Here is a 12,413-nt window from a genome sequence, read left to right on the forward strand (position 1 = left end):
TGTGGGTAGGAATGTTACTCAATTCTTGTCAGGTTAGCGCTGTCTTGGTGGAAAAAGCCTGTTGCAGGGTTGGCAATGATCAGCCTGCTGGCGTTCAGGCGCTCAACGTCTCCGAGCCGTTGGCTACGTAGCGCCAGCCACCTAGGGCGTCATTCAATTGCTGGGCGGCCCGCAGCAGGTCTTCACGGCTAACGCTGTGGATCAGTTGCTGAATGTGCGTGAGATAACCCGACGGATGGCCGGCCAAGTGTGCGTGCCACAGCAGCTCGGCAGCTTGGGCGACCGGCAACGCCTGAGGTGAAAATTGTTGAGCCAGGGCAAGGTTGCCCAGATCTTCGAAACTGCCGACCAACGCTGGCAGTTGGGCCAGGAAAGTTTCCAGGTGTTCAACGATGCCTTCTAGGGACACGCTGGGAGACTGCACGCCAAACAACAGGCCGGTTTGCCCGTTTATCTGTCGGACTGCGCTGAATACTGCGTAGCCCAACTGCAGCTCAACCCGCAGGCGTTGGTAGAAGGGAGCTTGGAGCAGGTGTCCAAGCAGTCGCCACGACGCTTCATCGGCCAGGGATTGGCTTGGGGTCGGGCAAAACAGCAGCAAGGCGGCTTCGGTGGAGCTGGTTTTTATCTCATGCCACACGCGTTGACCACTGAGGTTTTGCAGTGTTTGTTCGATGTGGGCAGGTTGCCCAGGCAGACGGGCGGCGGCCGCTTTGATCAACGCTTGAGTTGCGATGGGTAAACCCAGGCCCAGGCCATGCCAGCGTGCGGTGGCCCAGGATGCAGGCTGCTCGTGGGGGGCGACATTACCAGCGGCGCAGCACGAGGGCAGCGCCTTGAGCAACGCTCGGATTGGGATCATGGGAGGTGGCGCGATGACAGCTTCTTGCGGCTGATTCAGGCTTTGCGCCAAGACCTCCAGCACGGCCGGCATGGGCTCGTGCAGGCCGGTCATTTTCACCAGCCAGTCACTGCCGGTGGCTTCAAAGGACACTTCAACACCCGCCTGACGTGCATTTTCAAGCAAGGGCTGCAAGCTGCTTTCCACCCCCGCGGCAGCTGGCGAGCCAAACCGCCATTGCAGGTACAGCGCGCCTTCGTCGCTGTCATCCGCCAAGGCCTGGCTGAATGTTAGCGCCGCTACCTCCCGGCGACCCCGCGAGCGATCCTGGGCAAAGGTTCGCAGCCCTCGGTGGGCGCTGGTTTGGCCGCGGATCAGGCCTGCGCGCTCTTGCTTGACCGGTGGGCGCAGGAACGGATTGTTCGATGGGAGTTGCCAGCGATGTTCGGCGGGCGGTAGTTGCAGTGATTCAAACAGGGCCTTGAGCGCGGCGATGCCTTTTTCACCCAGATCGTCGCTGTCGTTTCGGGCCAATGCCAGGGCGCCCTGGATCTGTTGTTGTCGCACGTTCAGCAGCGCGAACTCTTCGCGCAGCGGAGTCCAGTCGCTGTGTGAGAAAAAGCTCAGCCAGTCGTGCAACAGTGCCTCAATGTGTGTCGCCGGTTTGTCTGCGTTCCCGAGCGTAAATTCGATATCCAGCACTGCTTGTCCGGCGGCGTGGTACAGCACTGACGCCTGCAGTGCGCTGACCAATTGCCGTGCTTTCAACTCAGCGAGCAGCCCGCCCGGTGCAGAGGCGTTTAGCCAAGTGCAGAGGAAATCCAGTGCTTCGCGGGGTACGTCACAAGTGATGACGTGGTGCAGGTGGCCGCCTTCGGTGTGCTGATACCGCCGAGCCTGGCCTTGCATCAGGGCCGGTGGCGACGCCTGCGGATGTTGCGGGCCAGAGACCAGTTGCACACTGAACTGCTGCGCCAGGGCTTCCAGCTCTTGCAGCGACTGCGGACCGGCAAGGCTCAAAGTCATCTGCCCGCTCTGATAGAAATGTGTGTGGAATTCCCGCAAGGCTTGTTGAAACGCCTCGCGCTCCACCGGCAGGCTGTCGCGGTTCCCGGCATGAAAACCACGCAACGGATGATCCGCCGCCAAGCCTTCGAACAGCGCCACCTGTTGCTGAGCCTTGGCATCTTGAGACCAGGCGACAAACTCTGCGTGCAGCACTTCGCGCTCGCGCAGTTGATCCTCCAGCGTCAGGCGCGGATGGGTCAGCATGTCGGCCAGCCGTTCAAGTCCCTCTGCAAAGGTCGGAACGGGCAGTTCAAAGAAGAAGTCTGTGGTGCGTTCGCGGGTGCTGGCATTCACTTGGCCACCGTGACGTTGTACGTAGGCCATCAACCCTTCACCGCTGGGAAATCGCTCGGTGCCGAGAAACAACAAATGCTCAAGAAAATGCGCCAGACCCGGCCAAGCCAACGGTACGTCATGGCTGCCGGCAGCCACCCTTAACGCTGCGGCGCAACGCTTCAAACGTGGCGCATGGCGCAGGCAAACCCGCAGGCCGTTGGCCAGGGTCAAATGAACGGGATAAGGGTGGGCCGGGACAGGCATGGGCACTTCCAGAACGGGGCAAGTGCCTATGCTAACAAACCCATCGGATCAGGGCTTGTGCAGCGGGCCGTAAAGCTCGGGGCGACGGTCTTGCAGGTAGTGATTGGCGGCGCGGGCGTCGAGGATCGATTGGTGATCCAACGTGCCGACAATCAAGGCTTCATCCAGACCGGCCTGGGCGATGCGCTGGCCATCCGGTGCGGCGATGCTGCTTTGGCCACAGTACTGAATCTCGCCTTCGTGCCCGCAATAGTTGGCATAGGCCACGTAGCACTGGTTTTCAAAGGCCCGCGCCCGCACGGTGACGTCGGCAACGAAATCGAACGGCACCATGTTGGCGGTGGGCACCAGTATTAATTCGGCCCCGGCCAAGGCCAGGCGCCGGGTGTTTTCCGGGAACTCCAGGTCGTAGCAAATCAGGAATCCCAGCTTCCAACCGTTGAGCTCCACCAGTGGGAAGTCATCGTCGCCGGCACTGAACATCGAATGGTCCAGATCCCCGAACAGATGGGTCTTGCGATAGTTGCAGAGGCGCTGGCCGTTGGCGTCTATCAGCTGCACGGCGTTGTAGATCTGCCCATCGTCGGCCCGCTCAGGATAACCATACAAAATGGCCAGTCCGGCGCTTTGCGCGATGTCGGCAATGCTCTGGGCAGACTCGCCATCCTGCGCTTCGGCCAATGCCCCGACGGCTTCTGCGCCGATGTTGTAACCGGTCAGGAACATCTCCGGCAGCACTAGCACATCGGCGCCGGTCGCTTCGTGTGCGAGCTGGCGCAGGCGCTTGAGGTTGCCCGCCACTTCCAGTGGCAGCGGCGGGCATTGGTACAGGGCGACACGCATGGCGTAACTCCTTATTCGGCCAAGGCGATTGGCCCGATGTCATCGAACACGTCGCCCGGCCCTGGGTTCTCGGCGTGAGTACTGCCACCGAAGTGGGTCATGATGCCCCACACCGCGTTCAGCGAGGTTTGTACTGCGCCTTCCACCCAGGCAGGTGTCCAGGAAACGTCGTCGCCGGCGATAAAAATCCCACGCTGTTCGGCTGGCATGTCCTTCTGCATAAAGTGCGCATACATACGCTGGTTGTAACGATAGTGGCCAGGCAGCGCGCCTTTGAAGGCCCCGAGGAAATGCGGGTCGGCCTCCCAGGACACGGTGATCGGATCACCAATGATGCGCGCCTTGATATCGACTTTCGGGTAGATCTTGTTCAAGGCATCCAGGGCCAGCTTTACCCGCTTTTCGATAGGCTGCGGAAGCATTTTCAGCGCGTCGCTCATCCACGAGTACGACAAGCAGATCACCCCTGGTTTGTCGTCGCCGTTGTCGAACAGGTAAGTGCCGCGGGTGAGGCGGTCGGTGAGGGTCATGCTCATGAGGTCGCGGCCGGTTTCCGGATCTTTGTCTTTCCAGAACGGGCGGTCGACCATCACGAAGGTTTTCGAGGATTGCATGTAGCGGGTGCGGTCTAGGGCCATCCACATCTTTTGCGAGAACAGGGTTTCATCGCATTCGATTTGGGTGGTCAGCAGCCAGCTTTGGCAGGTGGTGAGGACGGCGGCATATTCGCGGGTGTCGCCGTAGTTGTCGGTCACCGCGAAGCGGCCGTCGGCTGCGTGTGCAATGCGCTTGACCCCGGCTCTCGGCGCGCCGCTGTGCAACGAGCTGAGGCTGGTGCCGGCCGGCCAGTGGGCGCAGCGTTCCGGTACATGGCGCCAGATACCCATTGGCACTTGGGCCACGCCACCGACCACCAGGTGTTGGTGGTCGTCGCAGTTGGTCATCACTACGCGGAAGATTTCCAGCATCGAGTTGGGAAAGTCCGAGTCCCAGCCGCCGGTGCCGAAACCGACTTGCCCAAACACTTCACGGTGATGAAACGACAACTTGGCGAACGCCTTGGACGTGGCGACGAAATCGTAGAAGGTGCGGTCGTCCCACAGGGGCACCAGCTTATTCCACAGCGCTTTGAGGCGCGGTACGTCGCGGTCGCGAATGGCTTGCTGGATATCACCGAACTGCGAGCCGGCTTCCAGGGCGTCGGCCCAAGCGTCAGCCACTTCCTGGAACAGTGCAGGCAAGTCGGACAGCTTTTGTGCGTAGTGGGTTTGGCCTTCGAGGTCGATCACGGTGCTGCCGGAGGCCGGCGTCAGTGGGTTGGGGAACGGTTTGGTTTCCAGTCCCAGCTTGTCCACATAGTGATAGAAGGCGGTGGACGACACCGGGAAGCGCATGCCGCCCAGCTCGGCGATGATGCCTTCGGCACCTTCGAAAGCCTGGGAGCGCAAACGGCCACCCATTTTCGAGGCTTCGTACACCACGGGTTTGAGGCCCAGCTTCATCAGCTCATAGGCGGCAACCAGCCCGGCGATACCTGCGCCGATGATGGCTACTTCTGCACCATGGTTGGCGGCGGGGATGCTGCCCAAGCCTGCGGGGTGCTCGATCCAGTCATCAAAGGCAAACGGAAAATCCGGGCCGAAGATGGTGATGGGCTTTTTACCGTCTGCAGGGTGGCGACTGTTTTTGTTCGACGTATTCATGGCTGACCTGGCTGGATACCCGGCGGGGCACGACCCGCTGAGTATAGGAAAAGATGGCAGCCAGTTTAGGGAGCGTTGCGCTCGTTAATAAGACGCAATGTGTCGTCGGAATGAATTGTTTTCAGTCGAAGTGACGAGGTTGCTGGTCATATTGGTTGTCCGCGATCCAATTTGTTACTGAGGATGATCGAGGTGGTGGTTTTCTCTACACCATCGACACTGCCGATCTGGTCCAGTAACTGATCCAGTTGCTCCGGCGAATCCGTCCGTAGCCAAGCCACGTAATCAAACTCGCCGCTCACCGCGCACAACTGTTGCACCTGAGCCATGGCACTCAGCCTGCGCAACACTTCTTTGCCTGAGCGAGGTTGCACAGTGATGCCCACGTAGGCCTGCAAACCACCGTCCGTCACCCGTTGGCCCAAGCGCACGCCATAACCGGTGATCACTTGGGTTTTCTCCAGGCGCGCCAGGCGGGAGGTCACCGTGGTGCGCGCGATGCCCAACTGCCGCGCAAGCATGGCTACGCTTTCGCGGGCGTTGATCTGCAAGGCGGCGATCAGTTGGCGATCGATTTCATCGAGGACAGGCAAGGGAGGCTCCGTGACGGGCTGCAATGGGAACGCATGTTACAGGCTTGAATCGTCCAGCAGGCAGCGGGCAAACAGTTGTGGCACTGGTAAGTGCCGTTGGCTATAGCGACTCAGTAGGATGACCTCTCGGTAAAACGTCAGGTTGCCCAGCGGGATTATTCTTACTTGGGGCGAGCGCTCCAGCCACAGTCAGTAGTTTCTTCGGCCACCCATTGGTCATCCCCGAACATCCGAAAACCGCCTTCCAGGACGCGGCCTACACCAATGCCGTCGACGTCCACGATGTCCCCGTGCCGTATTTCGGCGTGGTATTGGGCTGTGAAGATTGACACGTACTGGCGTAACGCTTGCAGGCGCGAGGTACGACGTTTGCGCTGGAGTCGCATATTCGGTTCAAGGGCCAAGTAGGAGGGCAGGCGACATTGTTCCTGTTTGACCCGTGCGGTAATGCGCTTGAGTTCAAAGCATCCAGGGATATTGGGCAGTTGTTTGCGAAGTGAGGCGGTGGACGTTGTGTGGACAGTGCGGACACTGAGAGTGGGTCTTCAGACACACAAAAGCCGCGCAATGCGCGGCTTTGGAGTTGGTGGTCCCACACGGACTTGAACCGTGGACCAAAGGATTATGAGTTGCTGGACGAGGTGATATGCCTAGAGAAATCGTTCGTAGGTGAACGTAAGTTGGCATAGCTGGAGGCCCCGTAGTACTTGGTGTTAAGCGTAATTTTGAGAAGGTTGCTCAAGCTGAGTACTGTACCGTGGTTGTACTGATTTTGCGCCCTTTGAGTTTCGCAATTTGCCCCGCAGTGAATTCTTCGCCCACGATCTTCTGTAGTGCCCCCGGGCTAATTCTCTCGCATCTCAAAACCACGTTCCATTCACAGATCGAGAAGCAAAGCGCGACTTGGCCTAAGGCATGCGTATAGTCTGACTTTAAAGGTTGGCGATTGCGGTGACCTTTCATGTGCGCTAGATCCGTGCTGTCTAGGATCAGAATTAGGCCGCGCCCGCAGAGTTGGCGAGGCTGGTCAATGTGGCATTACACATTTCCGACTGCACCTGGTCTGCGTTACAGCCGCCACCCATCATTTAGCAGTGATTTTGGCGGCATCTAACCTACGTTAGGAGTTACCAGTATGTTCAAAGTAACCCCTCAATCCGCCTGCAAGGTCCAACGCTAAGATTATCGATCAACGCGCTGTTGATCGACTGTTGTCCCATATGATTTTGGGTCAGAGACGGCACCGAGAAATCGTGCAAGGGCTTCAGTCCCTCTCCGTGAACCGCCGCCGCGTCAGGAAAAGCACCACGCCCAGCGGCACGGCCAGCAGTGCTAGCAGCTCCAGGTCAAAGCCCAGCACCTGCTGCTCACCAACCTTGAAGATGCTGACCAAGCCCGTTGCCAGCAGCGCCAAACCCAGCCACTTGCGCAGCGGGTATGGTTTCAGAAACTGAACGAGGATCGCGCCCAGCACCAGAAGGACGACAGTTTGCATGATGTAGGGCATGTGCAGTTCCTCAGACCTTGATGACCAGCGTCACGACAGAGCGCTGTGGGCCAATCCCGCCATGGACCTCTCCCTCGATGCTGACCAGCACGTCACCTGCATGCAGGTTCGGCAGGGCCCCTTTGAGGTACCAGTTGACACCTGTCGTCACGACTGCACCTGAAGCCCAACCAATGAGCGGCCCGCCCAACGCACCTACCTTCCCGGCAACGCCACCTGAGGCCGCAGCAATTCCCTTGGCGACGTTGCCGCGCATAGTAGTGATAGCGTCGGCGTGCTGCCGGGTCAGGGGATTGGAAATGCAGACTGTCAGCAGGCATGGCAGGTTTCGAGCCTGCATTCGGTCGTACATATCGACGACGATGCTGTTGACTTGGTAATGGGCGCGTTTCGCTTCGCCAAAGTGCAGCTCGCGCAGGCGACCTCGGTCGCTTTCCATGAGGGTGATTTGAGACAGATTGAAGACGATTCCTTCCTCGGACCTGTACTGCGTGGTTTTCTCGAACTTCATGCGCGTATCCATTCGTGCAAAAAGACGATGATCTTCTACAAGCGGTGACTAAGATGCAAACGGTCTTTGATGTGAGGCCCCGGGGAATTTGACGTCTGCACGGGTCTCATCGCCAGTAAGCCAACTCCCCGGTAACAAGACATCGAGCTCGTCGGTTTTGGAGACGTTAGGCCGAGGCGCCTCCGCACGAGGCACTGGCCGGGGTATGCTGTGACCGTGTAAAGCTCCGTCGACAACTTCTGCATTGCGCTGAGGGTTAAGGGCGTGCAATCAAACTGCAATCGCGGAATCCCGCCGCACCTCTCTCACGAGCCTGAAGGCGGCGGATGATAATCGGCATGCCCCTCTGTGCGCTCACCACGTGCAGAAGCCCAGAAGTATTTCGCGTGATGCTTGTAGACGTCGGTGACTTCCGATAGGTCTAAGCCCAGACCTTGAACCAAACTCTGTTGTCGCTGATGCCCAATTGACCCGGCTACCGAAATTTGGCTGACCCAAGCCTTGGCGGTGTAAGTATTAGCAGGTCTGACTTTGAGCGGATCACTGATGGAGCGGCTTTAAGTCGGCATCTGGGTTAATTCTGCATCAGCGATAACAAATGGTGGGTTTCTTGGTGGGGGTTATGTCGCTCAGATAGCGCTTGAGTGCAGCCTCTAGCGTCATTTTCTCCGAGCCGCTACATCGGATGTACACGCCACGCACCATTTCTTCTTCGGTACGCCTCGACCAGTCCTCCGCATCACGCTTTGTGCGGAAGGTTTTGGCGACTGTGGGCCAGCCATTTTTACGAATGAGCGCCTTCAGGTGCCGGAAGGAGTTTTGACGAGAGTAGCCATGAAAGGGTGCTCCTAGGCGGCTGGCGAACCAGCACTGTACCTAAATTGTACCCTTGGACCATAGGACTGTATCTGTGGTGGACCAGCCAGAAACGCGAAAGCCGCGCAATGCGCGGCTTTGGAGTTGGTGGGCCCACACGGACTTGAACCGTGGACCAAAGGATTATGAGTCCTCTGCTCTGACCAACTGAGCTATAGGCCCTTAACAGGTCGCGGATTATAGCGATGGTTTCTTCTGTGTGCTATCCGAAAAATCCTCAATGCTCATACGAAGGAAGGTAGCGACAAAAAGCTCCGGCGGCAGTGGCAAGCTGACGATGTAGCCTTGCATCTGTTCGCAGCCCTCAGCTGCCAGGAAGGCTTGCTGCGCGGGGTTCTCCACGCCTTCGGCGATGATGGTGAATTGCATGCTGTGGCCCAGGGCGATGATAGCGCGCACGATGGCGGCGTCGTGGGGGTCGTCCGGCAGACCGCGGACGAAGGATTGGTCGATCTTCAGGAAATCCAGCGGTAGCCGTTTAAGGTAGCTGAGGGACGAGTAGCCAGTGCCGAAGTCATCAATTGCCAGCTGTACGCCCAGTTGTTTGAGTTGGTGCAGCACCTCAAGTGCTTCTTCGGCCTGGCTCATGATGAAGTTTTCAGTGATCTCCAGTTGCAGGTGACCTGGGTCGAGGTGGTAGTCGCGCAACAGTTGTTCTATTCGACTCAGCAAGCCGGGATGGCGTAGCTGCGCACCGGCGAGGTTGACCGACAGCGGGCCGAAATCTTCGTAGGTGCCCTGCCACGCATGCAGTTGTCGGCAGGCCTGTTCCAAGACCCAATCGCCAATTTGCAGGATCGTGCCGTTCTCTTCGGCCAGGGCAATAAAGTGTTCTGGCGGTACGTCGCCAAAGGTGGGGTGATGCCAGCGGATCAGGGCTTCGGCACCGATCAGTTCTTGTGTTACCAGGCTCAGTTTCGGCTGGTAATACAGGCTCAGCTCTTTACGTTCGATGGCTCGCCGCAGTTCATGCTCCAGTGCCACACGCTCGTTGGCCTGAGCCGTCAGGTCGCGGGTGTAGCTTTCGACCCGGTTACGTCCCTTGGCTTTGGATCGATACATCGCAGCGTCGGCATTCTTGACCAAGGTGGCGACATCCGTACCGTCCTGCGGGTAAAGGCTGGTGCCGATGCTGGCGCTGATGAAGAACTCGTGCTCGCCAGCCTGGAATGGCGGGGTGAAGCAGGTCAGTAACTTATTGGCCAATTGCTCGGCGTCATTGGCGTGTTGCAGGCCGGGTAGCAGGATGATGAATTCATCGCCGCCCAGGCGCGCTACGGTATCGATGTCTCGCAGTTGGTCCTTGAGGCGCACGGCAATGTCTTTGAGCAGCAGATCGCCGATCGGGTGGCCGAGGCTGTCGTTGATGTGTTTGAAGCGGTCCAGATCGAGGAACAACACCGCGCCCTGTTTGCCAGTCTCTTGATGGCCGTTTAGGGCTGCCTGCAACCGGTTTTCAAATAGAGTGCGGTTGGGCAGCCCGGTCAGTGGATCGTGGTGCGCCTGATAATCGAGGCGCGCCTGGGCCAGTTTGAGGCTGGAGATGTCTGCAAACACCGCCACAAAGTGAGTGATCAATTGATCCCGGTTGCGCACGGCGCTGATGGTCAGCCAACTGGGGTACAGTTCGCCGTTCTTTCGACGGTTGGAAATCTCGCCCTGCCAATGACCTTGGGCCGTCAATTGGTGCCACATCGCGGCGTAAAACGCGCTGTCATGCAGGCCAGAGGCGAGGAGGCGGGGTGTTTGGCCGAGGGCTTCGGCTTCGCTGTAGCCAGTGATTTCGCTGAAGGCGCGGTTGACGGCGCTGATGTTCTGCCGGGTGTCGGTGATCAACACGCCTTCGGCGGTACTCTCGAATACCGTCGCGGCCTGTTGCAGTTTTTCCTGCATCAATTGACGTTCGGTGATGTCGCGGGCGATGGTCAGCATGCAGTCTTCCCCGGCGATCGGCAGCGGGCGACTGGACACTTCACACATCCGAATTTCACCGTCGCTACGTCGTATGTGGCAGATAAAATCACGCACAAAGCCATCTCGCTGCATCAGTTCCAGCATGTGTTTGCGTTCGTTGAGATCGACCCAGATGCCCAGTTCCAGGGTTGATTGGTCGAGAGAGGTGGCGCTGGTGTAACCGGTCAGGCGGCTGAAACCTTCGTTGACTTCAATCAGCAGGCCGTCGCGTTGGCGGCTCAGCAGCAAGCCGTCGGGCGAAGCATGGAAGGCTTTGGCGAACTTCTCTTCGGAGGTTTGCAGCAGTTGCTGGGTTTCCTTGAGTTGGGTGATATCGCGCACCACCACCACGATGGCTTCAATCGCGTCGAGCTGGAAGGGCTCCGCGGAGATAAGCCCGGTGAAGGCTTGGCCGTTGCTGCGCAAAAACGGCATTTCAAGGTTGCGAATACTGGTTGTCTGGACGCGTTGCAACAACTCCGGACCGATGCCCGGGATGCCCCATATTTCCAGTTCCGTGCCGGTTCTGCCGATCACTTCCTCGGCGGTCAGGCCGATTTGATCTTCGAACGCTTTATTGACCTCCAGCAGACAGCCATCGGAAAGCCGCGCGATCACAAGGATGTCGGGGCATTGCTGGAAGACCGAGGCAAACTTCTGCTCGGACAGCTGCAGCGCCTCCTCGGTGCGCTTGGCCTCGCTGATATCAATCATCAAGCCGCGCAGCACCGGCTCATGGCCGTGTTCGATCAGGCTGACAATATCGCGTACCCACAAACAGCGGCCGTCGGCGGTGATCACTCGGTAATCAATGCTGTGGTCGCGGTTGGCGCGGGTTTCGCGATAGCAATAGGCTTCGGTGCGGATCAGGTCGGCGGGGTGAATGATGTTGCGCCAGAAGCCCGGAATCAGCCAATGGGCTCTTGGGTAACCGAGCAGGTCCTCGGCGTGGGGCGACACGTAACTGTAGGTGAAATCGGTGATGCTGGCTTCCCAGGCAATAGCGGACAAGCTTTCTACCAGGCCGCGATAGTGGTACTCGCTGCTGCGCAATTCTTGTTCAAGCGCGACGCGGCGCGAAATTTCCGAACTCAGCCGGCGATTGATCCGAATCACGACGGCCAATACGGCGATTAGCAGCAGCACGGCGGGCAGGCCGTACATCAGCAGGTCGCGCCAGAACGTGCGGTTATCCGTGAAGTTGCCTACCCAGTGCTGTTGGATGGCATTGGTTTCATCGGGGCTGAGGTCGGCCAGGACTTTATCCAGGATGCCCACCAGTATTTTGTCGTCCCGTGGCACTCCCATCGCCAATTGATAGCGGTAAGGTGTATCGCCGCTGACGTATAGACCATCGAGTTTTAGTTCGCGCAGGCTCCAGACGCTGGACGCCAGGTCGCTGACCACAGTATCGACTTCGCCGGTCGCCAAGGCTTGCAGCGTGGAACTGACGTTGGGCATCGCGACCAGGTTGAGGTCAGGATGGTGGGTGCGCAGCAACTCGTGAGGGGCGTAGTTCTCCACCACGGCAACCTTCAATCCGTAAAGGTCCTTGAGATTACGCGGCCGTGCCCCGCCTTCGTGGGCAAGAATCACCATCGGGAAGTCGATGTAAGGCCGGGTGAAAGCCAGATAATTCTGGCGCTCCGGTGTCGACATGATGCTGGGGATAAGGTCGAGCTGATTGCTTCGAGCCATCTCCAATACGGCACCCCAGCTCGGCGGCTCGATTATCTTGACCCTGACGCCCAGGCGATCCTGGATCAGACGCACATAATCCGCCGACAAGCCTTGGTATCGACCATTTTCATCACGGTATTCGAAGGGTGGCCACGAGGGGTCCACTCCCAGTCTCAGCTCCTGATGGTCCGCCAGCCAGCCACGCTCATCATCAGTAAGAGTCAACGCGCCAGCCGTTGCGGTCCAGTTCAGCAGCGACAGCAGTATCACGGTCGGCAATCTGGGCATAACGGTCTCG

Annotated in this window: 7 protein-coding genes, 1 tRNA gene and 3 pseudogenes; 1 reads left to right on the top strand and 10 read right to left on the bottom strand. The window is 58.7% G+C overall.

Annotated elements, in window-relative coordinates; genetic code table 11:
* Nucleotides 1–94 precede the first annotated feature (94 nt).
* From pqqF to ACEN2T_RS19750, 5 genes and pseudogenes are all read right to left on the bottom strand, one after another.
* Complete coding sequence (pqqF, locus tag ACEN2T_RS19730; protein WP_442117344.1) at nt 95–2,449, bottom strand: pyrroloquinoline quinone biosynthesis protein PqqF; 2,355 nt, start codon at nt 2,447–2,449, stop codon at nt 95–97.
* A gap of 48 nt (nt 2,450–2,497) precedes the next feature.
* Nucleotides 2,498–3,292, bottom strand: a complete 795-nt coding sequence (locus ACEN2T_RS19735; protein ID WP_122681314.1) for a carbon-nitrogen hydrolase family protein — start codon at nt 3,290–3,292, stop codon at nt 2,498–2,500.
* Nucleotides 3,293–3,303: 11 nt separating this feature from the next.
* On the bottom strand, nt 3,304–4,995 hold the full coding sequence (locus tag ACEN2T_RS19740) for a flavin monoamine oxidase family protein (RefSeq protein ID WP_032883896.1): 1,692 nt from the start codon (nt 4,993–4,995) through the stop codon (nt 3,304–3,306).
* Between the two features lie 146 nt (nt 4,996–5,141).
* Nucleotides 5,142–5,588 carry an Lrp/AsnC family transcriptional regulator gene (locus ACEN2T_RS19745; RefSeq protein WP_442117345.1) on the bottom strand — a complete coding sequence of 149 codons (447 nt, stop codon included), beginning with the start codon at nt 5,586–5,588 and terminating at the stop codon, nt 5,142–5,144.
* A 36-nt stretch (nt 5,589–5,624) separates the two neighbouring features.
* Nucleotides 5,625–5,777: pseudogene (locus ACEN2T_RS19750) on the bottom strand (LysR family transcriptional regulator); the annotation flags it as partial.
* Between the two features lie 8 nt (nt 5,778–5,785).
* Between ACEN2T_RS19750 and ACEN2T_RS19755 the strand changes: the two are divergent.
* Nucleotides 5,786–6,088, top strand: a pseudogene (locus ACEN2T_RS19755) (VOC family protein); the annotation flags it as partial.
* Between the two features lie 764 nt (nt 6,089–6,852).
* On the opposite strand, the gene ACEN2T_RS19760 reads toward ACEN2T_RS19755, so the two are convergent.
* The 5 genes and pseudogenes from ACEN2T_RS19760 to ACEN2T_RS19780 all read right to left on the bottom strand — a co-directional run bounded on the left by ACEN2T_RS19760 (nt 6,853) and on the right by ACEN2T_RS19780 (nt 12,403).
* Nucleotides 6,853–7,095, bottom strand: a complete 243-nt coding sequence (locus ACEN2T_RS19760; protein WP_095185049.1) for a hypothetical protein — start codon at nt 7,093–7,095, stop codon at nt 6,853–6,855.
* A gap of 10 nt (nt 7,096–7,105) precedes the next feature.
* Nucleotides 7,106–7,606 (bottom strand): hypothetical protein, encoded by a 501-nt coding sequence (locus ACEN2T_RS19765; RefSeq protein ID WP_442117346.1) that lies wholly within the window; start codon nt 7,604–7,606, stop codon nt 7,106–7,108.
* A 600-nt stretch (nt 7,607–8,206) separates the two neighbouring features.
* A pseudogene (locus ACEN2T_RS19770) lies at nt 8,207–8,442 on the bottom strand (site-specific integrase); the annotation flags it as partial.
* Nucleotides 8,443–8,567: 125 nt separating this feature from the next.
* Nucleotides 8,568–8,644: transfer RNA gene (locus ACEN2T_RS19775), tRNA-Ile, on the bottom strand.
* A 15-nt stretch (nt 8,645–8,659) separates the two neighbouring features.
* A complete protein-coding gene (locus tag ACEN2T_RS19780; protein WP_095185048.1) occupies nt 8,660–12,403 on the bottom strand; it encodes an EAL domain-containing protein in 3,744 nt (1,247 codons plus the stop codon).
* Nucleotides 12,404–12,413 lie beyond the last annotated feature (10 nt).

The organism is Pseudomonas sp. W22_MBD1_FP4, assembly GCF_052113765.1.
Classification (GTDB): domain Bacteria; phylum Pseudomonadota; class Gammaproteobacteria; order Pseudomonadales; family Pseudomonadaceae; genus Aquipseudomonas; species Aquipseudomonas sivasensis.